General features: G+C 71.4%; 19 protein-coding genes. 7 read left to right on the forward strand and 12 right to left on the reverse strand.

Annotated features, from left to right (window positions below):
• Positions 1-21 precede the first annotated feature (21 nt).
• From DWB77_RS17380 to DWB77_RS17395, 4 genes are all read right to left on the reverse strand, one after another.
• Positions 22-624 (reverse strand): PadR family transcriptional regulator, encoded by a 603-nt coding sequence (locus DWB77_RS17380; protein ID WP_120722133.1) that lies wholly within the window; start codon positions 622-624, stop codon positions 22-24.
• A 38-nt stretch (positions 625-662) separates the two neighbouring features.
• Positions 663-1199, reverse strand: a complete 537-nt coding sequence (locus DWB77_RS17385; protein ID WP_120727899.1) for a DinB family protein — start codon at positions 1197-1199, stop codon at positions 663-665.
• Between the two features lie 314 nt (positions 1200-1513).
• The gene (locus tag DWB77_RS17390) at positions 1514-2971 is read right to left on the reverse strand and encodes an aldehyde dehydrogenase family protein (protein ID WP_120722134.1); all 1458 of its coding nucleotides are present in this window, start codon (positions 2969-2971) and stop codon (positions 1514-1516) included.
• A gap of 81 nt (positions 2972-3052) precedes the next feature.
• Positions 3053-3952 (reverse strand): helix-turn-helix domain-containing protein, encoded by a 900-nt coding sequence (locus tag DWB77_RS17395; protein WP_120722135.1) that lies wholly within the window; start codon positions 3950-3952, stop codon positions 3053-3055.
• A 291-nt stretch (positions 3953-4243) separates the two neighbouring features.
• Between DWB77_RS17395 and DWB77_RS17400 the strand changes: the two genes are divergently transcribed.
• Positions 4244-4744, forward strand: coding sequence for an ATP-binding protein (locus tag DWB77_RS17400; RefSeq protein WP_174248567.1), 501 nt, complete (start codon positions 4244-4246; stop codon positions 4742-4744).
• 48 nt (positions 4745-4792) lie between these two features.
• On the opposite strand, the gene DWB77_RS17405 is transcribed toward DWB77_RS17400, so the two are convergent.
• Complete coding sequence (locus DWB77_RS17405; RefSeq protein WP_053724624.1) at positions 4793-5032, reverse strand: DUF397 domain-containing protein; 240 nt, start codon at positions 5030-5032, stop codon at positions 4793-4795.
• A gap of 298 nt (positions 5033-5330) precedes the next feature.
• On the opposite strand from DWB77_RS17405, the gene DWB77_RS17410 reads away from it, so the two are divergent.
• Entirely contained in the window at positions 5331-5801 is a 471-nt protein-coding gene (locus tag DWB77_RS17410; RefSeq protein WP_120722137.1) for a hypothetical protein, read from the forward strand.
• A 32-nt stretch (positions 5802-5833) separates the two neighbouring features.
• Here DWB77_RS17410 and DWB77_RS17415 read toward each other — a convergent pair whose 3' ends face one another.
• Positions 5834-7894, reverse strand: coding sequence for an FUSC family protein (locus tag DWB77_RS17415; protein ID WP_120722138.1), 2061 nt, complete (start codon positions 7892-7894; stop codon positions 5834-5836).
• A 487-nt stretch (positions 7895-8381) separates the two neighbouring features.
• Positions 8382-9521 (reverse strand): DUF2786 domain-containing protein, encoded by a 1140-nt coding sequence (locus DWB77_RS17420; protein WP_120722139.1) that lies wholly within the window; start codon positions 9519-9521, stop codon positions 8382-8384.
• A 382-nt stretch (positions 9522-9903) separates the two neighbouring features.
• Here DWB77_RS17420 and DWB77_RS17425 point away from each other — a divergent pair, with 382 nt between their 5' ends.
• Together DWB77_RS17425 and DWB77_RS17430 are read left to right on the forward strand one after the other, a co-directional pair.
• Positions 9904-10593: a DUF4232 domain-containing protein gene (locus tag DWB77_RS17425; protein WP_120722140.1), complete on the forward strand. Its 690-nt coding sequence runs from the start codon at positions 9904-9906 to the stop codon at positions 10591-10593.
• A gap of 63 nt (positions 10594-10656) precedes the next feature.
• Positions 10657-11667, forward strand: a complete 1011-nt coding sequence (locus DWB77_RS17430; protein ID WP_120722141.1) for an aldo/keto reductase — start codon at positions 10657-10659, stop codon at positions 11665-11667.
• A 196-nt stretch (positions 11668-11863) separates the two neighbouring features.
• Here DWB77_RS17430 and thpR read toward each other — a convergent pair whose 3' ends face one another.
• The 3 genes from thpR to DWB77_RS17445 form a co-directional block, all read right to left on the reverse strand.
• A complete protein-coding gene (gene thpR, locus DWB77_RS17435) occupies positions 11864-12364 on the reverse strand; it encodes an RNA 2',3'-cyclic phosphodiesterase (protein WP_342777971.1) in 501 nt (166 codons plus the stop codon).
• Between the two features lie 184 nt (positions 12365-12548).
• Complete coding sequence (locus DWB77_RS17440) at positions 12549-13886, reverse strand: MFS transporter (protein WP_120722143.1); 1338 nt, start codon at positions 13884-13886, stop codon at positions 12549-12551.
• Between the two features lie 27 nt (positions 13887-13913).
• Positions 13914-14357: a MarR family winged helix-turn-helix transcriptional regulator gene (locus DWB77_RS17445; RefSeq protein ID WP_120722144.1), complete on the reverse strand. Its 444-nt coding sequence runs from the start codon at positions 14355-14357 to the stop codon at positions 13914-13916.
• A 238-nt stretch (positions 14358-14595) separates the two neighbouring features.
• Between DWB77_RS17445 and DWB77_RS17450 the strand changes: the two genes are divergently transcribed.
• Positions 14596-14778: a ribbon-helix-helix protein, CopG family gene (locus DWB77_RS17450; RefSeq protein ID WP_120722145.1), complete on the forward strand. Its 183-nt coding sequence runs from the start codon at positions 14596-14598 to the stop codon at positions 14776-14778.
• Positions 14779-15285: 507 nt separating this feature from the next.
• Here DWB77_RS17450 and DWB77_RS17455 read toward each other — a convergent pair.
• Positions 15286-16677 (reverse strand): NCS2 family permease, encoded by a 1392-nt coding sequence (locus tag DWB77_RS17455; RefSeq protein ID WP_174248568.1) that lies wholly within the window; start codon positions 16675-16677, stop codon positions 15286-15288.
• Between the two features lie 205 nt (positions 16678-16882).
• Here DWB77_RS17455 and DWB77_RS17460 point away from each other — a divergent pair, with 205 nt between their 5' ends.
• Positions 16883-17158, forward strand: coding sequence for a DUF2530 domain-containing protein (locus DWB77_RS17460; protein WP_120722147.1), 276 nt, complete (start codon positions 16883-16885; stop codon positions 17156-17158).
• Between the two features lie 129 nt (positions 17159-17287).
• Entirely contained in the window at positions 17288-19705 is a 2418-nt protein-coding gene (locus DWB77_RS17465) for a cation-translocating P-type ATPase (protein WP_120722148.1), read from the forward strand.
• Positions 19706-20109: 404 nt separating this feature from the next.
• On the opposite strand, the gene DWB77_RS17470 is transcribed toward DWB77_RS17465, so the two are convergent.
• Positions 20110-23205, reverse strand: a complete 3096-nt coding sequence (locus DWB77_RS17470) for a sacsin N-terminal ATP-binding-like domain-containing protein (RefSeq protein ID WP_120727900.1) — start codon at positions 23203-23205, stop codon at positions 20110-20112.
• Between the last annotated feature and the right edge of the window lie 262 nt (positions 23206-23467).

Consider the following 23467-nt stretch of genomic DNA (forward strand, 5'->3'; position numbering starts at 1 on the left):
CCCGGCCCGCGGCCGGGGACGTTACCCCCGGAGGGTTTCGGGGAGGGGCGGGGTGGGGGAGTCACCCTCGCCTGCGAAGACGTACGCCCCACCCTCGATCCGCCCGATCAACCCCCGCGTCCACTCCGCCCCCGCCTCCGCCGAGTGAACCCACATGTTCATGATCTCCCCAATGTGCCCGTACCGCTGGGGCGAAGCCCCCGCCAGGTAGTACTCCGTCACCGCCCCCCGCCACCGCGCCAACCGCTCCAACCGGTCACGCAGCAGCGAGAGGACCTCCGCACGCGGCAGGTCCACCATGAAGCCGAGCGCCGCGGAGAGCGCGTCCAGCTTCTGGTCGTAGGAGGAGAGCGCCTCGCGCAGCAGCCGGAAGTACTCCTCGCGCCCCGCCTCCGTCAGCTCGTACTCGGTGCGCGGCGGCCCGCCCGCCGTACTGGGCGCCACCTCGTGGGCCAGCAGCACGCCCTGCTTGGCCATGTGTTTGAGGGCGTGGTAGATCGACCCGGGCTTGGCGTTGGACCACTCGTGGGCTCCCCAGTACTCCAGGTCGCTGCGCACCTGATAGCCGTGCGCCCGGCCGTGCCCGCGTACCGCACCGAGGACGAGGAGACGGATGGTTGACATGGCCGCAAGCCTATGGCCTCGGCCACCGGCCCATGGCCTCAACCGTTTGCGAGCGCCACCAACTCGAACGCCGTCTTGCCGTCGATGGATTCACGGATGATGTCCGCGTGCCCGGCGTGCCGCGCGAACTCCTCGATGAGGTGGAGCATCAGCCACCGCATCGACACCTGCCCGTCCTTGGGGAACCAGGGCGCGTCGGGAAGCGGGAAGGTGTCGTCGAGGGAGGGCACCGTGCGGATGAACTCCTCGGTCTGGGCGGCCACTTCGGCCCAGAAGGCCAACATGCCCTCGACGGTCTCGTCGCCGACCAGCAGGAAGCTCTCGTGCCAGTTCGCCTCGGAGCGCTGCTTCTCGTTGGGGATCTGCTGCGCCATCCGCAGCCAGTTCAGCTCGCACTCGGCCACGTGCTTGAGCAGCCCGGACAGGGACAGCTCACCGGCGCTCGGCCGGCTCGCGGCCTGCTCCTCGGTGAGGCCGATGAGAGCGCGCCGCACCCCGCCGCGCTGGGCTTCCACGAAGAGGAGGAGCGCGCCGCGCTCGTCGCCGCGGGCCTCTGAGGGAACGTGCGTGACCATGATCCAACCGCCTTCGTTCAAGTCCGTCCGGCCCGGGTACTGGCCGCTGACAAGAACCACGGTAGGCGGGATAGAGGTCAGATCCTGTCCGCTTGGGACGGCCGAACGAGAACGCCCCGGCGGAACTAGGGCCTGTCCGGCGGATCTTGTCTGGGACGCGGGGGGCCGGCACGCCCATCTGCGGCGTTGTCGTCGGTTGCCGACGCTCCGCGTCGCCGCCCTCCTCCGCCTTGCAGCTGGACGCACCAGCCCCCCGCTCACCAGCGCGACAAGGCCAAGGCACCTTGACGGCGACCAGATCCGCCGGACAGGCCCTAGAACGGGAACGGGCTGCGTTCGTGCTGGACCGAGATCCACTTCTGGGTCGTGAACGCCTCGACCGTCGAGTCGCCGTTCAGCCGCCCGAGCCCCGAGTACTTCTCGCCGCCGAAGGCGACCAGCGGCTCGTCCTGGATGGTCGAGTCGTTGACGTGCATCATCCCCGTCTCGATCCGCTTGGCGAACCGCACCCCGCGCTCCACGTTGGCGGTGTGCACGGCCCCGCTGAGCCCGTAGGGGCTGTCGTTCGCCATGCGCACGGCCTCCTCCTCGCCGTCGAAGGAGATGAGCAGGGCGACCGGACCGAAGATCTCCTGGCGCAGTACGGTCGAATCGGCGGGCAGGCCCGTCAGCACGGTGGGCTCCACCAGGTTGCCGCGCGTGCGGCCCCGTACCAGCGCGGTGGCGCCCTCCGCGAGCGCCTGCTCGACCAGTGACGTCAGCGACTCCGCCTGGAAGTTGTTGATGACGGGGCCGATGTCGGTGGCGGGGTCGGCCGGGTCGCCGGTCCTGAGCGAGGCGATCTTCGCGAGGAACTTGCCCGTGAACTCCTCCTCCACCGACCGGTCGACCAGGATCCGGTTGGCGGCCATGCAGACCTGGCCCTGGTAGACGAAGCGGCTGAAGACCGCCGCGTCCACCGCGTAGTCGAGGTCCGCGTCGTCGAGGACGACCAGGGCGCTGTTGCCGCTCAGCTCCAGGATGACGCGCTTGAAGTGGCTGCCGGCCACCGAGGCGACATGGCGGCCGGTGCGGTCGGAGCCCGCGAACGAGATCACCTTGGGGACGGGGTGCTCTATCAGCGCGTCACCGATCTCGGCGATGTCGGTGACCAGGACGTTCAACAGGCCGGCCGGCAGCCCCGCATCCTTGAAGATCTTGGCGATGAGCCCGCCGCCGACGACCGGTGCGTTCTGGTTCGGCTTGATCACGACCGCGTTGCCCAACGCCAGCGCGGGGGCGACGGACTTGAGGGTGACCAGGAAGGGGAAGTTGAACGGGCTGATCACCCCGATCACGCCGACCGGCAGGCGGTAGACCCGGTTCTCCTTGCCGTCGACCGGCGACGGCAGGATGCGGCCCTCGGGGCGCAGCGCGAGCTGGATCGCCTCGCGCAGGAACTCCTTGGCGAGGTGGACCTCGTACACCGCCTTGAGCCGGGTGCCGCCCAGCTCGCTGACGATGGCCTCGATGATCTCGGCCTCGCGCTCCTCGGTGATGCGCAGGGCGCGCTCGAAGACGAGTCTGCGGGTGTACGGATTGGTCCGGGCCCACTCGCGCTGCGCGCGCTCGGCGGCGCGATAGGCCTCGTCGACCTCCTCGACGGTGGCCACGGTGATGGAGGCGAGCTTCTCCCCGTTGTACGGATCGAAGTCGATGATGTCCCACGACCCACTGCCGGTGCGCCACTGGCCGTCTATGAACTGGTGGGCGAGGTCGGTGAAGAAGGACATGCCATCCCCTACTGCTGTGTCCGCCGGCTTCGCGCGGTCAATCGCGTCACTGGCCTGATGTGACGTCATTCTACTGGCGGGTCAGCTGAGTTGGAGGAGTCCGCGCAGAAGATCACGGCTTTCCTCCGGACCCGGGCTGTCCTGCTGGAGGCGCACCATCGCCTTCTCGTACTGGGCGACCTCTTCGGCCTTGTCCAAATACAGTGCGGAGGTGAGCTGTTCGAGATACACGATGTCCGACAGGTCCGACTCGGGGAACCGCAGCATGGTGAAGGCACCGCTCTCGCCCGCGTGCCCGCCGAAGCTGAACGGCATGACCTGAAGGGTGATGTTGGGCTGCTCCGACATCTCGATGAGATGCTTCAACTGGCCCCGCATGACGTCCCGTTCGCCGTAGGGACGACGCAGCGCCGCTTCGTCGAGCACCGCGTGGAACTGGGGCGCACGCTCCGACACCAACGCCTTCTGCCGCTCCAGGCGCAGCGCGACGCGCTTCTCGACCTCGGCGCGCGGCGCTCCCTGCATTCCGCGCGAGACGACGGCGTGCGCGTACGCTTCGGTCTGCAACAGGCCGTGCACGAACTGGACTTCATAGATGCGGATCAGCGAAGCGGCGCCCTCCAGACCGATGTACGTCTGGAACCAGCCCGGCAGCACATCGCCGAAGCTGTGCCACCAGCCCGCGATGTTGGCTTCCTTGGCGAGGCCGAGCAGCGACATGCGCTCCGACTCGTCGCCGACGCCGTAGAGCGTGAGCAGGTCCTCAACATCCCTGGCCTTGAAGCTCACGCGCCCCAACTCCATACGACTGATCTTGGACTCGGACGCCCGGATCGAATAGCCGGCTGCTTCCCGCGTGATGCCGCGCGACTCGCGCAGGCGCCTGAGTTGAGAGCCCAGCAGAATGCGCCGGACCACCGAACCCCCGCCGGCCTCGACTGCACTCGGCCGGGGGGATCCCCATGCCTCCCCTGCGGTCACTTCGCCGTCCTCCCCATCCAATGGTGCTGGGCAGTCTGCCATCAAAACGCTTCACCCCGTACCCGCGTGATTACGGAAATGGTCAAGGAGTGAAATCGGCCTGAGGAACTTCTCAGGAAGAAATGAGCAAGAAACGGCACGGTCGGGGACAGGTCGGTCGCGTGCACGTGCATCTGCCCTTGCATCGGGCCGAAGCATTCGGAACCATGGCACTCGCGCACCTGCGTGCTCAACTGCGTCTAGTCGCTTGCGTCCTGTACCGCCACGGCCGCGAACCCGGGAGTGCCTCGCATGGGGACGAATGGATCGACCATGCTGGAGCCTCACGAGCCCTTAAGGCAGGCGCTGCCCCCCATCGACCCCTCGACCGTGGCGGGTTCTGCTTCCTGCGCGCTGCCCGCGCGCTATGAAGCCGTGGGCGGGGCACGGAAGTTCACCAGATCCACCCTCACCCAGTGGGGCCTCGCCGAGTGCTTCGACGACGTCGCGCTGGTCGTCTCGGAACTCGTCACCAACGCGCTGCGGCACGCCCTGCCCGCCGACACCCCGCGCGAGACCGAGGTGCCGGTGCGGCTGCACCTGATGCGGTGGACCGGCCGACTGGTGTGCGCGGTGCGTGACCCCAGCGACGAGAGCCCGGTGGCCCGTGAGGGCGACGACTTCGGCGCCGAGTCGGGCCGCGGTCTGTTCCTGGTCGAGTCCTTCGCCGACAGCTGGGGCTGGCACCCGCTGTCCGGCGCGATCCACGGCAAGGTCGTCTGGGCGCTGTTCCGGCTCCAGCACGCGGACTGACCGGCCTCCACCACGGCCGAGCAGGCTGGGCCCCGGCGCCCGGCCTGCTCAGTCGGCTATCAGGTGGTCGAACTCGCCGTCCTTGATCCCGAGCAGCATCGCCTCTATCTCCGCCCTGGTGTAGACGAGGGCCGGCCCGTCCGGGTGGCGTGAGTTGCGTACCGCCACACCCCCGCCGGGCAGCTTGGCGAATTCGACGCAGGAACCCTGCGAGTTGCTGTGCCTGCTCTTCTGCCACGCGGCACCCTGAAGCTCCGCTGCCGCCATGCCGTTGTACGCGTGGTGCAAGGTCGCTCCCGGGATGTGCAGACGTGCAACTGTGAATGGTCAACTGCCCCGGATCATAGCTGTGTTCATGTGCGCCTGCATGTGAAGATGCACGTGCACGCGGGGTGCCCGGGCGGTTACAGCCGCTTCCGCGCCGGAGCGCGCACGGGGGCTACCGATGCGTAACCTCCATGGCATGGTCAAGCACCCCCTCCATGAAGACGCAGCGGAGGGCACTCTGGTTCAGACCTGTCCGGCGGGGTGCGGCTGGTAACTTGTCGCGGTCCCGAACGCCGTTCACAGGGGGAAGACGCACGCCATGCACAAGCACATACGCACCGCCGCATTCGCCGCGGCCGGGCTCTCGGCCGCTCTGGTCCTGACCGGTTGCGGCAGCAGCAAGAGCGACGACAAGCCGGCCGCCAAGTCGCCGTCCGCCGAGGCCTCCGCGACGCCGACCAGTGGCGGCACGCCCGCCAAGAGCGCGGACCTGCAAGGGAGTTGGACCGCCACGACCGGCGGCAAGACCGTCACCATGGCCGTCGCGGGCAAGGGCGCGGCGCTGCTCTCCCCGCACGTCTGCTCCGGACAGGTCGCGGAGAACGCGGGCATGACCATGCTCACCCTCAAGTGTGCGGACGGGAACACCGAGCGCACCCAGGGCATGGCCACGGTCAAGGGCGACAAGCTGGAGGTCAGGTGGGAGTCCGGCGGCACGGACTCCTTCACCCGCGGCAAGACGGGCTCGCTCCCGACCGCTCTGCCGACGGCCGGCCTGCCGACCCCGTAACAGCACACCCCCGCCGCGCGAACCCAACTCACCTATGGCTTGGGCGGGTTGGGAGGGGTGAGGGCATCGGTCAAATCATCCAGGCAGTGCAGGACGAGACCGGCCCCTCTGCGCACCACGCGGTCGGGCACGCCCTCGCCGTCCCAGGCGGCCAGAGCCTGCTCCACCCCCTCCCAGTGCGGGACCCGCCGCTCGCGCACCGCCTTCGCCCCCTGCTCGGTGGCCTCGCTCAACGCCTCGGCGAGCTTGGCGGCCGCCGGTACCGGCACCGCGTCCCGTTCCGGCAGATGCGCCTCCATCAGCATGGCCGTACGCCCCAACTGGCTGAGCGCGTGGTCGGCTTCCTCGGCCGCCGAACGCGACAGGCCGCGGTGGCGCACCGGTTCGTGCGTGGCCTTGTCGAGCGCCTCCTGCCAGGCGATACGGGCCGCACGCGTGTCGAGCAGGGCCTGGCGGACCGCGCCGGCGCCACGGTCGGGGTCGGCGTAGTGCGCGACGACGGCGGAGGCGTAACGGCCGTTCGCGGCAAGCCAGTCGGCGAGCCGGGTGCGCAGCCGCGGGGTCTCCCACGCCGGGTAGAGCGCGTACGAGGCCATGGCGAGCGCGCCGCCGATCAGCGTCAGGAACACCCGGTCGGGCACGGTCTGCGTCCACTGGAGTCCGCCCATGCCGAGCAGGAAGACGACGTAAGCGGAGACGCAGCCGCTGAGCACCGCGTACCCCGTACGCATCAGCAGGTACGCCAGGAACGCGCAGGCCACCGCGATGGCGGCGGAGAGCCCGGTGTCGGGGTGGGTGAGCTGGACGATGCCGGTGGCCAGGGCGACGCCGACGAGGGTGCCTCCGAAGCGGGCGACCGCGCGGGCGTAGGTGAGCGTGAAGTCCGGGCGCATCACCATCACGGAGGCCATCGGGGCCCAGTAGCCGTGGCCGAACGGCAGGACGTGGCCGAGAAGATAGCCCGCCGTGGCCACCGCGCAGACGCGTACCGCGTGCCGGAACACCGGCGAGTTCCGCCGGCCCGCCTCGTCGCGCATGGTGCGCAGGGCGAGCGGCACCAGACGCGGCAGGGTGGGCCTGAGCAGGGGCTCCGCTCCCCCGCCGGTACCGCTTCCCTGCGCCGTCTCGACGACGTCCGCGAGCAGCGCGATGAGCCGGGCGGCGGCGCGGCGGGCCGGCCCGGTGAGGATGGCGCCGGTGTCGGGGGTGGCGAGCGCGGCCTCGGCGGCGGGCGGGATGACGGGTGCCTCGCCGTGCCGGACGGCCCGGGCCGCGGCATCCAGGACGGTGGCCGCCGCGGCGAGCAACTCCCGGGCGCGGTCGCGTTCGACGCCCTCCTCCGGTACGCCAAGGGCCGGGTCCGCGAGCGAGGCGAGCACCGGCCGGATCCGCTCGGCGACGCCCCGGGCGCCGTGCAGTTCGGCCGGGCGGCGGCGGGCTTCGCGGGGCGTGACGGCGGCGGCGAGCCGGGCGGTCATGAGGGGCTGGGGATCGAAGGGGGCGACCGGGTCGTGCCGCAACCGGCGCGCGTAGTCGGCCTCGGCGGCGAGCGCGTCGGCGAGCGCGTCGCGCTGGGCGCCCCAGCGCCGGATCGGGAACAGGACGACGAGAGCGGCCTGGACGACCCCGCCGAACGCGATCATCGCGGCGTGGCCCGCGGCCTCGGCGAGGGAACTGGGCAGGGTGACGGTGACCAGCATGATCGCCACGTTCGACGAGGCGATGACGCCGACGGTCGGCCCCACCGCCCACGCCAGGCCCGCCAGGAACGTCCACGCGGCGAGCAGCAGCAGGAAGAACGGGGAGTGGGTGCCGACGAGATAGCCGAGGAACGTGCTGATCGCGAGCGAGAGCCCGGAGGCGAGGGCGAGCACGGGCCTCGGGCGCCAACTGCGCTGGTACGTGGCGATGGCGCCCTGGAACGCGCCGAACGCGGAGCTGGCGGCGACGGAGGGGCCGAAGAGGGTGAGGCTCACGCCGACGACGATGGCTAGGCCGGTGGCTCCGCGCAGGGCGACGAGGGGTTCCAGGCGGCGCCGCTCGACGGTCAGCCCCGAGCGGGCGGTCTCTCGAAGGGCCCGAAGCCAGCTCATCCCCCGACCCTAACGCCCCCTCCCCCCCAACCCCGCCCGTCACAGTTCCCCGCGCCCCTAAAAACCCGTCTTCGCCCGCGGACCGTGCGTGGCCGGTCGCGCAGTTCCCCGCGCCCCTAAACCCTCTCGACCCTGCGGACCGTGCCCGCTTCTCGCGCAGTTCCTCGCGCCCCTGAAAACCCGTCTTCGACTGCGGACCGTGCGTGGCTGGTCGCGCAGTTCCCCGCGCCCCTAAAAGCCCTTCGGTCTGCGGACCGTGGTCGCTTCTCGCGCAGTTCCTCGCGCCCCTTAAGTGCTCGGTGCTGGGCCGCATCGGCCACCTCAGCCTGTCCGGCGATTGAGGACGAGCGCCGTTCAGGCGCGATACGGGGTCTGGGGCGGAGCCCCAGGGGCCGCACCCTTCAACGCGCCACGGGCGGGTGGGTGGGGAAGGTGCCTCGGGGTCTGGGGCGGAGCCCCAGGGGGGCCGGGCCATCCAACCCCGCGCCTACGGGCGGGTGGGTGGGCAAACGCCCCGGGCCCGGGAGTGGTGGGCTCGGTCCGCCGCCGCCCGCCCATCCCGCCACCCCGACTCGTCAGAAACCCCCCGCACCCGCGTAGCCACCGTCCGCGGAAACATCTCCTCCGCCCGCCCCGCGACAGCCACCGCCCGCGTCGCCAGCACCGGAAGCACCTCACCCCCGAAGGACTCCTCCACCCCCCGCGCCGCCGAGGGGAGCAGATCGCCGAGCCGGGCGGCGTACGCCAGCAGGAAGGACTGGCGGAACGTCTTGGTGCGGCGCCGCCCACCCGCCCGCTGCACCGCCTCGGCCTTGGCCATCGCGGTGGTGCCCTGCACGAGGAGGGAGGTGTACAGGAGCTCCACCGCCTCCAGATCCGCCTCGAACCCGACGACCGTCGTGAAGCCGAGTGCGGAGTTCCACACCGCCCGGCAGTGGTTGGCGGACGCGACCGCGTCGAGGAGGATCGCCTTCGCCGTCTCGTACGGCGCGTCCACCCCGATCCGGCACGCCCCCGGCACCTCCCCGCCCGGCCCGCGCCCGGCGAGCAGCGCGTCGTCCACGCTGTGCCGCGCCATCAGCTCCTGCGCCTTGGTGGTGAGCGCCTCCGCCTCCTCGGGGAACCCGGTCGCCTCGGCCTTGGCGAGCAGCGCCCGGATCCGGGCCAGCGTCTTCGGTTCGCCGTGCACGGGCGGCCCGAGCCCGGACGCCCCCGACGCCCCCGGCGCGGGCCCCGCCGGCTCGATCGAGGGCAGCGCGAGCAACGCCCGGTAGAGCTCCAGCACGGCGGTGGCGTACGAGAAACGGTCGGCCCGCCACGGCTCGCTCGGCAGCTCGTCGAGCTGCCCCTGCCACCGCGCGGGCAGCCGCTCGTACTGGGCGAGCTCGTCGCGGATCAGTCCGCTCAGGATGCGTACCTGAGGCTCGTCCAGGTCACGCCGTACGATCCGTACGACATCGGCGGGCTGCCAGCCCCGGTCCCAGGCGCGGCGTACGAACTCCCGCCCCCGCAGGGCGAGTTCGGCATCCGCCCGGGGTGCGGCGGCGAGCAGCGAGGCGCCGGTGTCCAGGGCGGCGTCGCCCTCGATGTACAGCGCCGCGGCGAAGGCGCGGTCGACGGCTTCCATCACCGCACCACCCGTCCGCGCGCGACGGCGTCCCCGCGCCGCGCCCCCTCACCGACCTGCGCCATAAGGCGTCTCCATCCCTTCCGTCCGCTTCCCGTCCCACCCGATCGAACCCGATCAAACCTGATCGAACCCCATACCCCGACCGCCACCGCCGTACCCCGATCGTCCCAGCAATCGAACGGAACCACGAAACGCGGTGCCGTCAGACCGCCCACAGCCTGTGGACGGAGGCCCGGCGCGCCGACGGGGTGGCGGCGGCCGGGCGGTGGAACCGTCGGGCGGTGCGGGACGTCCACACGGCGTCCGGCCCCCATGATGTCCGCTTGGGACGGCCCCCGCGGGGCACCCGGACGGCCATCGAACCGAAAGGATCGCCGTGTTGCGCCTGCGCACCGCCCCCCTGGCCGCGACCGTCGCACTCACCGCCGGCCTCACCATGACCCTGGCCCTGACCCTGACCGCCTGCGGCGGCGACGGCGGGTCGAGCCGGGTCGCCACCGACTCCCCCACCGGCATCACCCCGCCCGAAACCACCGGCACCGGACCCGGACCCGGCACCCCCGGCACGAGCGGCGGCCGCACCATGGCTCCCTCCGGCGGCAGTACGGGCGGCACGGACGCCGGACCCGGAACCGACAGCGGCGCCGCCGGCGCGCGCTGCCCGACCTCCCAGCTCGGCTTCGCCGTCGCCCCCGGCAGCGGCGCCCAGACGCGGGGCTCCCAGGGCGTGATCACCATCGAGCTCACCAACAAGGGCGCCAAGTCCTGCGCGATGAAGGGCTATCCGGGCGTCGACCTGGTCGGCGGCTCCACCAAGTGGTCACTGCCGCGCGGGACTTCCGAGACCCCGAAGACGGTGACCGTACGCCCCGGCGCCACCACCACCTTCACCCTCTTCTACCTGCCCTTCCACCAGGGCGACGGGAAGGAGTTCAAGCCGAGGAGCCTCGTGATCACCCCGCCGAACGAGACCCACCCGCACACCCTGCCCTGGGAGTTCTCCTCGGTCCTGCTCCAGGACGGCGCGACCCGCCCGGGCACCTACATCGGCCCGGTCGGCTCCAAATAGCCGACGCCCAAGGTTGGTTGAAAGCCTTGCCTGGAGTGCACACGAACCGGCTTTGATGGCGCCATGAAGTACACACAGCTCGGACGCACCGGACTCCAGGTCAGCCGACTCGTCCTCGGCACGATGAACTTCGGCAGCGAGACCGACGAGGCCGGCAGCCACGTCCTCATGGACGCCGCTCTCGACGCGGGCATCAACTTCTTCGACACCGCGAACATCTACGGCGTCGCGGAGGACAAGGGACTCACCGAGAAGATCCTCGGCTCCTGGTTCGGGCGGGGCGGCGACCGGCGCGACAAGGTCGTCCTCGCCACCAAGATGTACGGCGACATGACCCCGGGCAAGCCCTGGAGCAGCGCGGCCTGGCCCAACCACGACCGGCTGTCGGCACTCAACATCCGCCGCTCCGTCGAGGCCTCCCTCCAGCGGCTGAACACCGACTACATCGACGTCTACCAGTTCCACCACGTCGACCGGGCCACCCCGTTCGAGGAGATCTGGCAGGCGATCGACGTCCTGATCACCCAGGGCAAGATCCTCTACGCCGGTTCGTCCAACTTCCCCGGCTACAAGATCGCGCAGGCCAACGAAGTGGCGGACCGCACCGGACGGCTCGGTCTGGTCAGCGAGCAGTGCCTCTACAACCTCGCCGAACGCCGCGCCGAGATGGAGGTCATCCCGGCCGCGCAGGAGTACGGGCTCGGCGTCATCCCCTGGTCCCCGCTGCACCAGGGCCTGCTCGGCGGCGCACTGCGCAAGGAACGCGAGGGCACGGGCTCGCGCACCACCAAGTCCGGCCGCTCCGCCGCGGGCCTGGCCGACCCCGCCGTACGGGCCAAGGTCCAGGCGTACGAGGACCTGCTCGCCAAGCACGACCTCGACCCGGGGGAGGTGGCGCTGGCCTGGCTGCTCACCCGGCCCGGCGTGACGGGCCCGATCGTCGGCCCGCGCACCCCCGCCCACCTCGAATCGGCGCTGCGCGCCCTGGAGTTGGAGCTGAGCGAGGAGCTGCTCGGCGCCCTCGACGAGATCTTCCCCGGCCCGGGCTCCGCCCCGGAGGCCTTCGCCTGGTAGGCGTCTGGAGACCTACGCCGGGTAGGCGTCTGGAGACCCACGACGGGCAGGCCACCGGAGGCCTACGCCTCATAAGCCGCGGGCCGCGGCGCGGCGGCGGTCAGCCGACGGCGGCCGCCACCGCCACCACGACGAACATCAACACGAGCACACCGGCCATGATCCGGTTCCTGGTCTTCGGGTCCACCCCTTGAGCCTAACCGCCCGCGCCGAGCGGCCAGCGGGCGACCGCCTCGTACCGGGGGCGCTCGCCCGGGACTCCGTCACGCGGGAGGCTGCTGCGGATCAGCGCCAACTCCGCGACCGGCCAGGGGCTGCCCTCGAACGCGGCGAGCTCCGTGACGTACGGCCGAAGATCCATCGGCGTACGCGAACGCGCCAGGGTGAGGTGCGGCACATAGCGGCGGTGCTGGTCCATCGGGACGCCGGAGCGGCGGGCGGCGGCGTCCGCGCGTTCGGCCAGCAGCCGCAGCTCGTCGAGGCCGCCCGCGACGCCGGCCCACAGCGCGCGCCCGTCGAACCGCCCGCCGCCGTGCAGCCGCAGCGTGAAGGGGTCGGTGCGGTGGGCCGCCCTGCGCAGCCGTTCGCGCAGCTCGTCCAGGAGCGCCTCGTCGACCTCGCCCAGGAACGCGAGCGTGAGGTGCCAGCCCTCCCGCCCGGTCCAGCGCAGCCCGTCCGCCCCGGGCAGAGCCGCCAACTCCCTTACCGCGCGCCCCAGTTCATCGACGGCCCGCTCGGGGGAAGGACGGCGGCGAAGAGGCGCATGGGAACAGTTAAGCAAGATCGGCATCGGGTGTCGCGCGCGTGGAGACGCGAAACGGCCCGGCCTCCCCCTGTGCGGGGAGGGCCGGGCCATGAGACGAGGTATCGCGTACGTGCCCTCAGGCGGCTGCGACGAGCGCGGGGTTCCTCGGGACGAAGGCGAGGTGGCGGTGGCCGGGGCGGACGTCGACCTTGAGGCGCAGGTTGGCCGCGCGGGCCAGCATCAGGCCCACACCGATCGCCGCCACACCGCAGATCACGCCGCCGAGCGCGAGGCTGACGCGGACACCGTAGACATCGGCGAGCCAGCCGAAGAGCGGGCCGCCGAGCGGGGTGCCGCCGGTGAAGACCATCATGAACAGGCTCATCACACGGCCCCGCATCTCGGGGTCGGTCGCCATCTGCACGGAGGCGTTGGCGGTCACGTTGACCGTGAGCCCCAGGATGCCGACGGGGATGAGCAGCGCCATGAACACGCCGAGGTCGGGCGAGGTGGCCGCCACGAGTTCGAGCACCGCGAACAGTCCGGCCGCGAGCACCAGCATCCGCAGGCGCGTGGTGGCGCGGCGGGCCGCGAGGAGCGCGCCGACCAGCGAACCGATCGCCATCAGACTGTTGAACAGGCCGTACAGGCCCGAGTCGCCGTGGAAGACGTCGGAGGCGAACGCGCTCAGCCAGATCGGGAAGTTGAACCCGAAGGTGCCGACGAAGCCGACGAGCACGATCGGCCAGATCAGCTCCGGCCGCTCGGAGACGTACGCGAGGCCCTCCCTCAGCTGACCCTTGCCGCGCGGGGTGAGCCGGGTCGGCTGGAGTTCCTTGGTGCGCATCAGGGAGAGCATGATCAGCGGGGCGGTGAACGACAGGCCGTTGGCGAGGAACGCCCAGCCGGGTCCGACGGCCGCCATCACGACACCCGCGACGGCGGGGCCGACGAGCCGGGCGGACTGGAAGTTCGCCGAGTTGAGGCTGACCGCGTTGCGCACCCGGTCCGGCCCCACCATCTCGGAGACGAAGGACTGCCGGGTCGGGTTGTCGACGACGGTGACCAGGCCGGTGAAGAACGCCGTCAGATACACGTGCCACACCTGGACGTGCCCGGACAGGGTCATCACGGCGAGGAACAGACCGCCCAGACCCATCGCCGCCTGCGTCACGAACAGGATGTTCCGCTTGGCGAACCGGTCGGCTATGACGCCGCCGTACAGGCCGAACAGGAGCATCGGCAGGAACTGCATGGCCGTGGTGATGCCCACCGCCACCGAGGATCCGGTGATCGTCAGGACCAGCCAGTCCTGGGTGATCCGGGCCATCCAGGTGCCGATGTTGGACACGATGGCGCCGGAGAAGAAGAGTCGGTAATTGCGTACCGCAAGCGAGGAGAACGTCCCCCCGCCACGCTTGTTGTAGGTGGGGTTCGGTGCGGGGGCGGAGTGTGCTCCGGATCCCGTACTCAAAAGGGCTCGCCTCCTAGCGATGCGCGTTTACAGATGTGCGAGCTTCTCCAGGACCGGGGCGGCCGCGCGCAGCTTCGCCCATTCGTCCTCGTCCAGACCTTCCGCGAGGGCGGCGAGCCAGGCGTTGCGCTTGCGGCGGCTCTCTTCGAGCATCGCCTCGGCCTCCGCGGTCTGGCTGACCACCTTCTGCCGACGGTCGTCGGGATGCGGCTCCAGCCTGACCAGGCCCTTCGCCTCCAGCAGTGCGACGATTCGGGTCATCGACGGCGGCTGTACGTGCTCCTTGCGGGCCAGCTCACCGGGGGTGGCCGAGCCGCAACGGGCAAGAGTGCCGAGCACCGACATCTCCGTCGGGCTGAGCGATTCGTCGACGCGCTGGTGCTTGAGGCGCCGGCCCAGCCGCATGACGGCCGAGCGCAGGGAGTTCACGGCGGCGGCGTTGTCGCCAGTGCCGTGGGACAGGTCAGACATGTTCTTTAGCATAACTCATTACTCTGGCTAAATACCACCGGAATCAGGGGAGGTGTCCAGCGCCACACGGGCGTGCTCGGGCCACAGGGGGCGGGGGCGGCCGGTACCGGGGCCGTGCCGGGGCTCATGCGGGGGGGGCGTCCGTCACGGAGCCGGCTCGCCCGACACATCACCCGAACGAGTGAGACTCCGCCCAAAAGTGACCCGTGAGGGCCGGGCGGGCGGTCACCCTCGCTCCATGGGGACCAGTGTGCTCAGCCTACGAATAGACGGTGAGCTGCTCGAACGGCTCAAGCACCATGCGGCGCGGCGCGGCATGAGCGTGCAGGACTATGTGGTGCGGACGCTTATGCGGGACGACTTCGATGAGAGGTTCAAGGCGGCGGTGGACGAGACGGAACGCTTCTACGGCGCGGCGTAGCCCCTTCTTGCGCAGTTCCCCGCGCCCCTGAAACCCGACGTCGACCGCGGGCCGTGGACGCTTCTTGCACAGTTCCTCGCGCCCCCAAAACCCGTTTTCGTCTGCGGGCCGTGCGGGGCTGGTCGCGCAGTTCCCCGCGCCCCTAACTACTCGGTGCTGGCCCGCACCTCAGCCTGTCCGGCGATTGAGGACGAGCGCCGTTCAGGCGCGAACGGGGGTGCAGGGGGCAGAGCCCCCGCAGGGGTCTGGGGCGCAGCCCCAGGGGCCGAACCATCCAACCCCCGTCACGGGCGGGTGGGCGGGCAAACCCGCGGGGTCTGGGGCGGAGCCCCAGGGCTCAGCCCATTCAACCCCCGTCACGGGCGGGTGGGTGGGCAAACGCGGCGGGGTCTGGGGCGGAGCCCCAGGGGCCGGAACCATCCAACCCGCTGCACGGGCGGGTGGGTGGGTGGACCCGCTGGGGGCTGGGGCGGAGCCCCAGGGGCAGCCGGGCAAGCCCGGCCGGCGTCAGGTCAGGCCCAGCGCCGGCATCACGTAGTAGAACGCGAACACCGCCGAAACGACGTACATCGCGATGGGAACCTCACGCCCCCGCCCCGCCACCACCCGCAGCACCGTAAAGCTGACGAACCCCATCCCGATGCCATTGGTGATGGAGTACGTGAACGGCATCATCAGCATCGTCACGAACGCCGGGATGGCGATCGTCCAGTCCGCCCAGTCGATCTCGCGGATCGAGCCGGACAGGATCAGGAAGCCGACGGCGAGCAGCGCCGGGGTGGCCGCCTGGGAGGGCACCATCGTGGCGAGCGGGGTGAGGAAGAGGGCGACGGTGAAAAGCCCGCCGGTGACGACGTTCGCGAGACCCGTGCGCGCCCCCTCGCCGACCCCCGCCGTGGACTCCACGAAACAGGTGGTGGCGGACGAGGACGAGGCACCGCCCGCCGCGACCGCGATGCCGTCGACGAACAGGACCCGGTTCATGCCGGGCATGTAGCCCTTCTCGTCGGTCAGGCCGGCCTCGTCGCTGATGCCCATGATCGTGCCCATGGCGTCGAAGAAGCACGAAAGCAGCACGGTGAAGACGAACAGGACGCCGGTCAGGAAACCGACCTTCGAGAACCCGCCGAACAGGCTGACCTGGCCGACGAGCCCGAAGTCCGGGGCGTCGACGGGGTTGCCGGGCCACTTCGGGGTGGTCAGGCCCCACGACGGCACGGTGGCCACCGCGTTGATGATCATCGCGAGGACGGTCATGGCCACGATGGAGATCAGGATCGCGCCCGGGACCTTGCGGACCATCAGCGCGAGCGTGAGCAGCACACCGAGGACGAAGATGAGGACCGGCCAGCCGAGCAGATGTCCGTTGCCGCCGAGCTGGAGGGGGACGGTGGTGTGCGCGGCGTCCGGCATGCGCGAGACGAAGCCGGAGTCGACCAGGCCGATCAGCATGATGAACAGGCCGATGCCGATCGCGATGCCCTTGCGCAGGCCGAGCGGTACCGCGTTCATGACGCGCTCGCGCAGCCCGGTGGCGACCAGGAGCATCACCACGAAGCCGGCGAGCACGACCATGCCCATGGCGTCGGGCCAGCTCATCCGGGGCGCGAGCTGGAGCGCGACCACGGTGTTCACGCCGAGGCCCGCCGCGAGCGCGATCGGTACGTTGCCGATGACGCCCATGAGCAGCGTGGTGAAGGCGGCGGTGAGCACGGTCGCGGTCACCAGCTGTCCGCTGTCGAGCTGGTGCCCGTACATGTCCTTGGCGCTGCCGAGGATGATCGGGTTCAGCACGATGATGTACGCCATCGCGAAGAAGGTCGCGAAGCCGCCCCGCACCTCCCGGGCCAGGGTGGAACCCCGCTCGGAGATCTTGAAGTAGCGGTCCAGGCCGTTCATGCGGAACCTCGGTGGTGACGGGGAAGGGGAAACGGCACGTACCCGAACTACTTTGGACGTTTTAACGAACAGAATGAGTCAGCCGTAAGCCGTTTCAGTATGAATACATCAGACGAAGATCACCATCTCCGCGCGTAGACCCAGCAGCCCCAAGCGCTCAGCCGTCCCCGCCGGGGCCCGCCGACCCGCGCCCTACACTGACCGCATGGCTGCGTTTTCCACGGGATCACCGAAGCACGAGGCGCCGGAGCCCCTTGAGGGTCCCGTGGTCGCCACCATCACCGGCGGCACGATCCTCTGGTTCGTCCTCTTCCTCGTCCAGCTCCCCTTCTACGGCTGGTTCGACGCGCACGGTCATCTGTGGTGGGTGTGGACCTGTCTGGCCGGCGGCGGCCTCGGCCTCATCGGCATCTGGTACGTGCGCGGCCGTGACGCCGCCCTCAAGCGGCACGCCGCGCAACAGGAGGCCGGCGCCGAATAGGCGCAAGGGCCCAAAGTCACCAACACCCGGGACGCGCGTACCGCCACAGGACCATTCGCCTCCTCCCCGGGTCGGATGTTCGGCCGTCCCGGCAGGTGAAGCGCCCGTTCCCCCCGTACCGTCGAAAACATGACGCAGCGCGCCAACATCGACGCCGGGGCGGAACTCGACCCCGTCCATCCCATGAGCCCGCCCGAACCGGCGCGGCGGGCCGGCGGTCTGACGGCGGCCGAGGTCGCCGAACGGGTGGCGCGCGGCGAGGTCAACGACGTTCCCGTCCGCAGCAGTCGCTCCACCGCCGAGATCGTCCGGGGCAACGTCTTCACCCGGTTCAACGCGATCATCGGCGTGCTCTGGGCGATCATGCTCGTCGTGGCGCCGATCCAGGACAGCCTCTTCGGCTTCGTGATCATCGCCAACACCGGCATCGGCATCATCCAGGAGATGCGTGCCAAGAAGACCCTGGACGGGCTCGCGGTCATCGGCGAGGCCAAGCCGACGGTACGGCGCGACGGCCGGGCGGTGGAGATCTCCACCTCCGAGATCGTGCTCGGCGACGTCATCGAACTCGGGCCCGGCGACAAGGTCGTGGTGGACGGCGAGGCGGTCGAGGCGGACGGCCTGGAGGTCGACGAATCCCTGCTGACCGGCGAGGCCGACCCGGTCCTGAAGAAGCCCGGCGACACGATGATGTCGGGTGCCTTCGTCGTCGCGGGCGGCGGCGCGTTCACCGCCACCAAGGTCGGGCGCGAGGCGTACGCGGCTCAACTGGCCGAGGAGGCGAGCCGGTTCACGCTCGTCCACTCCGAACTGCGCAGCGGCATCTCCACCATCCTCAAGTACGTCACGTGGATGATGATCCCCACGGCGCTCGGCCTGGTCCTGAGCCAGCTCGTGGTCAAGGACAACGACGTCAAGGACTCCATCGCCCGCACCGTCGGCGGCATCGTCCCGATGATCCCCGAAGGGCTCGTCCTGCTGACGTCGGTCGCCTTCGCCATCGGCGTCATCCGGCTCGGCCGCAAACAGTGCCTGGTCCAGGAGCTCCCCGCGATCGAGGGCCTGGCCCGCGTCGACGTGGTGTGCCTCGACAAGACGGGCACGCTCACCGAGGGCGGCATGGACGTCACCGAGCTGCGCCCCCTCAACGGCGCGGACGAGGCGTACGTACGCACCGTCCTCGGCGCGCTCGGCGAGTCCGACCCCCGGCCCAACGCCTCCCTCCAGGCGATCATCGACGCCTACCCGGACAGCGAGGCGTGGCGCTGTACCGAGTCGCTGCCGTTCTCCTCGGCCCGCAAGTACAGCGGCGCCGCGTTCAGCGAGGGCGACGGCGAGAACAGCACCTGGCTGCTCGGCGCGCCGGACGTGCTGCTCAAGGCCGGTGACCCGGCGCTCTCCGAGATCGACGCCCTCAACGAACAGGGCCTGCGCGTGCTGCTGCTCGCCCGCTCCTCGCGCGAACTCGACGACCCCGCCATCGCCTCCGACGCCGAGCCCACCGCCCTGGTCGTCCTCGAACAGCGGCTGCGGCCCGACGCCTCCGACACCCTGCGCTACTTCGACGAGCAGAACGTCCGGGCCAAGGTGATCTCCGGCGACAACGCGGTCTCGGTCGGCGCGGTCGCCGGAAAGCTCGGTCTGCCCGGCGCGGCCGACACCGTCGACGCCCGCCAACTCCCCGCCGAACAGGGCGAGATGGCCGACGTCCTCGACTCCAACTCGGTCTTCGGCCGGGTCACCCCCCAGCAGAAGCGCGACATGGTGGCCGCGCTCCAGTCACGCGGCCACACGGTGGCGATGACCGGCGACGGTGTGAACGACGTGCTCGCCCTCAAGGACGCCGACATCGGCGTGAGCATGGGCTCGGGCTCGGAGGCCACGCGTGCGGTCGCCCAGATCGTGCTCCTGAACAACAGCTTCTCGACGCTGCCGTCGGTGGTGGCGGAGGGGCGCCGCGTGATCGGCAACATCACGCGGGTGGCCACGCTCTTCCTCACCAAGACGGTGTACTCGGTGCTGCTCGCCGTCCTGGTGGTCTGCTTCCAGGTCGAATACCCCTTCCTGCCACGGCACTTGACGCTGCTTTCCACCTTCACCATCGGCATCCCGGCGTTCTTCCTCGCCCTCGCCCCCAACAAGGAGCGCGCCAAACCGCACTTCGTGCGGCGGGTGATGCGGTACGCGATTCCCAGCGGGGTCATCGCGGCGGTGGCCACGTTCGTGACGTACATGATCGCGCGGGCGTACTACACCGGCTCGGGCGCGCTCGACGCGGAGACCAGCGCCACCACGCTGACCCTGTTCCTGGTCTCCATGTGGGTCCTGGCCATCATCGCCCGCCCCTACACGTGGTGGCGGATCGCCCTGGTCGTCTCCATGGCCGTGGCGTTCCTCCTCGTCCTTGCGGTGCCGTGGCTCCAGCACTTCTTCGCGTTGAAGCTGGTGGGGGTGGTGTTGCCGTGGACGGCGGTGGGGGTCGCTGTGGTGGCCTCGGCGGTGCTCGAGCTGACCTGGCGCCACGTAACCCACCGCTGGCCGGACTAGCCCTGGGCACCTTCGCCCACCCACCCACCCGTACAGCGGGTTGGTTGGTTCCGGCCTCCTGGGGCTCCGCCCCAGACCCCGTTCGCGCCTTAAGGGCGCTCGTCCTCAATCGCCGGACGGGCTGAGGTGCTGGCCAGCACCAAGTAGCTAGGGGCGCGGGGAACTGCGCGAGAAGCGGGCACGGTCCGCAGGGCTGTGATGTCCCCCGGAGGGTCTAGGGAAGGGGCGGGGAGGGGCCAAAAAGGGGTCTGGGGCAGAGCCCCAGCGCACCCCCCGGTCGAGCCACGCGGGAGGCCGGGCCAACCCGGGTCGGGGCGGAGCCCCGGCGGCTCCCCCCGGTCGGCCGAGCGAGAGGCCGGGCCGACCGGGGTGTGGGGCGGAGCCCCCGCAAAGACACCCCGGGGTCAGTCGAACCAGCGGTCTCGCGAGAGTTCGGCCGTGCGGGACGGGTCCTCCAGGAGCGCCGCCACTTCGAACCGTCGAGGCCACTGCCCGGCCGCCCAGGCCAACCCCGCCGCAACCCCCTCAAGCGTCGCCGCATGCACCACCCCGTCACCCCCCGCCCGACGCCAGTCGAGCTCCACCCCGCCCGCCACCAGCGACTCGTGCTCGACATAGCTCGCCGGCGCGAGCGGCCCGAGCAGGACCCGTACCGCCTCGGGCACCTCCCGCTCGACCCCGAAGGACGTCACCTCGCCCGACGCCGCCTCGCTGAGCCGCCCCACCTGGAGGAGCTCCGCGAGTTCGGCGGCGCGCGCCGGGGCGACGGGCAGCAGGGCCAGCCCGGAGGCGAGGGGCAGCAGGTCGGGGGCGTCCGCCACGACCGCGTCGGAGGCGTCGACCACCCGGACCTCGCCGTCGACGACCGCCCGCAGTTCGTCGGGCAGGGTGACCTGCTCGGGGTCGAGCTCCGCCAACGCCGTGTACAGGGCGTGGAGTTGGGACGCCGAGACCGATCGGTCGGGGTCGGCGAGGCGGCCGAGGAGTTCCGCCGCGCCGCCCGGCTCGTCCAGGAGCGCGGCCACCGAGGTGCGCACCCCCAGCGCCCGCAGGACCTGCGCGTCATCGAAGCCGGTCGCGTCCACGGGCTCGTAAAGACCGGACAGGAGGGGGTCGGAGCCGGCCGCGCGCAGCCCGGCGGGGCGCCGGCCGTCCAGGACCGGATGGTCGCGCAGCCACCAGGCGGTGTAGGGGCGTACGGACTCGGTGGTGCCGTCGGGCAGCAGGACCCGCACCGGCTGGACCAGGGCGTCCCGCAGCGGCGGCCGGGCGAGCAGGGCGAGGGCCTGTGGCCAGGCGTCGTCGTCGACCAGGTCGAGGTCGCGGACGGCGACGATCTCGGTGGCCACCGGCGGGACCGGCGTCTCGGGCAGCCGGTCCAGGACGTCCTCGCACCACACGTCCACCGCGTCGAGCAGCCCCGCGTCGTCGGGCTCGGCGAAGTCGCCCTCGCGCGGCTCCAGTTCGTCCGGGTCCAGGACGACATCGGCGGCCCGTACGAGGGCGAACGTGGCGAGCACCCCGCATGCGGTGAGCGGCTGCTCGCCCCAGCGATCGGCCAACTCCCGGTCCACTTCGGCGAGTTCACCCTCGCGGACGACGGCGGCGAGGGGGGATCCGGGCAGCAGGAGCTCGCCTGCGGGGGCGAGTTCGCCGTCCTCGTCGGGCAGGGCGAGCGCGCCGAGCCAGGGCTCGTCACCGGGCGCGAGATTGGCCTCGCGCACCAACGCCAGTACGGTGTCGGCGAGTTCGTCGGCGTCGAGCGCGTCCTCGTCCCAGATCTCCCCGCTGTCCAGCGAGGCGGCGACGGCGGCCCGCACCTGAGGGGTCGTCAGAACGGCGCGCGGGGTGGCGGGCAGCGCGCCGAGCTTTTCCAGCAGCGGATGCGCGGCGTCGGGGTGGGCGACCTTCAGGCCCAGGCGTCCCAGGTCGGACGGGGTGTCGGCGAGCGGCAGCAGGATCTGCCGGGGGCCGGTGGCGGTGCGGCCGCCGACCAGCGGCACGGGGAGCCCGGAGAGCCGGTCGGGGTCCACTCCGGCGAGCGTGTCGTAGAGGCGGTACCACCACTCGGGGGGCCGCTCGGCGCCCGCGATCCGCTCGACGGCGTCGCCGAGCGAGAGCCGTCCCACCTCCAACGCCCGCAATTCGGGGCGGCGTTCGAGACCTGCGGGCAGCAGCGTGGGCAGCACTTCGGCGAGCACGCGCACCGTGTCGGCGCCGGCGCCCTCGACGACCTCCGCCTCGAAGGGGCGCAGCGCGGGGAGTTCCTCGGTGGGCGCGGCGGGCGCCAGGAACGCGACACGGGGCAGCCGCTCCAGGATCGCCGCGCGCAGAGCGCCGTCCAGCTCGCCCCGCCCCAGCGGGCCGGGCACCAGGTCGACGGTGCCGGTCGTCACCGGGCGCCAGGCGGCGAGGAGTTCGGCGTAGGCGTCGGCGGCGCGATCCACCAGGAAGTCGGTGAGCGGGCCGGGCGCCGGGTGGCGGCGGGCGGTGTCGAGCGGGAACGAGGCGATGAGCAGCGCGGGGACGCCGAGCGGCTCGTCGGTGGGGGTGGGCGCGTGCACCACGGCGGCGGTACGGGGCCGCTCGGGCGCGCCGTCCTCGTCCACCGGGACGGCCCAGGTGAGGGTCCAGTGCGGGCGCAGCCGCTCCTCCACGGGGCGGTCGGCGAGCAGCTCCTTGCCGAGCGGGCCGTGCCGGCTGACGGTCCGCCAGCGGTGGATCGTCTCGTCGCGACTGTCGTCGATGTGGACGTACGCGTCGTGCACCGAACGTTTCAACACCCGTGTGGCGTCCGGGGTTTCGACGACGATCTCGGTGAGGCCGGGCAGCGTGAGGAGCAGGGCGTCGTCGATGCCGTCGAGGAGACGGCGTACGAGGTCCTCGGCGGCGGCGTCGCGCAGCGGCAGCACCACGACGGTGTCATAGCCCTCGGGGGCGGCGCCCTCGGCGGGCAGCGGCAGCCTCAGCAGCGGTACGTGTCCGTCGCGGCGGCGCAGCTCGTCGCCGAGTCCGGGGCTGGCGAGGGCGGTCTGCGCGGCCAGTTCGCGGGCCTCGGCGAGCGACCAGCGCACACCGCCGGTGCGGCCCACCACGGCGGGCTCGTCGCTGACGGCGAGCACCGCGGCGAACCCGACGCCGAACCGGCCGACGGCGACTTCGGTGTCAGCGCGCTTGGCGCTGGCGCGCAGGGTCGAGAGCGACTCGACGCCCACGGCGTCCAGGGGGGCGCCGGTGTTGGCGGCGGCCAGTACGGCGGGGCCGTCGGGGCCGCCCGGGTGCAGGGTGAGCCGGAGGCGGCCCTCGGTGCCGGTGCGGGCGGCGGCGTCGGCGGCGTTCTGGGCGAGTTCCACGACGAGGCGGTCACGGTAGCCGCCGAGCGCGAGGTCCTCCTCGGCGTTGGCGTCCTCGCGGAATCTGGCGGGGCCCGCGCCCCAGGCGTTCAGGACGCCTCGCCGTAGCCGCGCCGTCCCGAAGGGGTCGGCCCCTTCGGCCGCCATCGCCTTGACGATCACGCCGTACTCCGCTCTGTCCTGCCCCGCGTGCCGGGACCGCGGCCCGAAGGTACCGCGCGTCGGGGGGTGGCCTTGAATTCCCCCCACCCCGCCCCTTCCCGAAACCCTCCGGGCGACGCGCCACCCCCGCGAACCAAGCCCGCGTCTCGCGCAGTTCCTCGCGCCCCTGAAAACCCGCTTGAAAACCCGCTTTCGTCTGCCGACCGTGCGTGGCTGGTCGCGCAGTTCCCCGCGCCCCTAAACCCGC

It is taken from the genome of Streptomyces hundungensis (genome assembly GCF_003627815.1).
Lineage (GTDB): Bacteria > Actinomycetota > Actinomycetes > Streptomycetales > Streptomycetaceae > Streptomyces > Streptomyces hundungensis_A.

Coding starts and splice junctions, on each gene's coding strand:
- DWB77_RS17380 (WP_120722133.1), bottom strand. CDS start 624: ATGTCAACCATCCGTCTCCTCGTCCTCGGTGCGGTACGCGGGCACGGC.
- DWB77_RS17420 (WP_120722139.1), bottom strand. CDS start 9,521: ATGGAAGCCGTCGACCGCGCCTTCGCCGCGGCGCTGTACATCGAGGGC.
- DWB77_RS17400 (WP_174248567.1), top strand. CDS start 4,244: ATGGGGACGAATGGATCGACCATGCTGGAGCCTCACGAGCCCTTAAGG.
- DWB77_RS17390 (WP_120722134.1), bottom strand. CDS start 2,971: ATGTCCTTCTTCACCGACCTCGCCCACCAGTTCATAGACGGCCAGTGG.
- DWB77_RS17455 (WP_174248568.1), bottom strand. CDS start 16,677: ATGAACGGCCTGGACCGCTACTTCAAGATCTCCGAGCGGGGTTCCACC.
- DWB77_RS17410 (WP_120722137.1), top strand. CDS start 5,331: ATGCACAAGCACATACGCACCGCCGCATTCGCCGCGGCCGGGCTCTCG.
- DWB77_RS17465 (WP_120722148.1), top strand. CDS start 17,288: ATGACGCAGCGCGCCAACATCGACGCCGGGGCGGAACTCGACCCCGTC.
- DWB77_RS17450 (WP_120722145.1), top strand. CDS start 14,596: ATGGGGACCAGTGTGCTCAGCCTACGAATAGACGGTGAGCTGCTCGAA.
- DWB77_RS17415 (WP_120722138.1), bottom strand. CDS start 7,894: ATGAGCTGGCTTCGGGCCCTTCGAGAGACCGCCCGCTCGGGGCTGACC.
- DWB77_RS17430 (WP_120722141.1), top strand. CDS start 10,657: ATGAAGTACACACAGCTCGGACGCACCGGACTCCAGGTCAGCCGACTC.
- DWB77_RS17460 (WP_120722147.1), top strand. CDS start 16,883: ATGGCTGCGTTTTCCACGGGATCACCGAAGCACGAGGCGCCGGAGCCC.
- DWB77_RS17445 (WP_120722144.1), bottom strand. CDS start 14,357: ATGTCTGACCTGTCCCACGGCACTGGCGACAACGCCGCCGCCGTGAAC.
- DWB77_RS17470 (WP_120727900.1), bottom strand. CDS start 23,205: ATGGCGGCCGAAGGGGCCGACCCCTTCGGGACGGCGCGGCTACGGCGA.
- DWB77_RS17385 (WP_120727899.1), bottom strand. CDS start 1,199: ATGGTCACGCACGTTCCCTCAGAGGCCCGCGGCGACGAGCGCGGCGCG.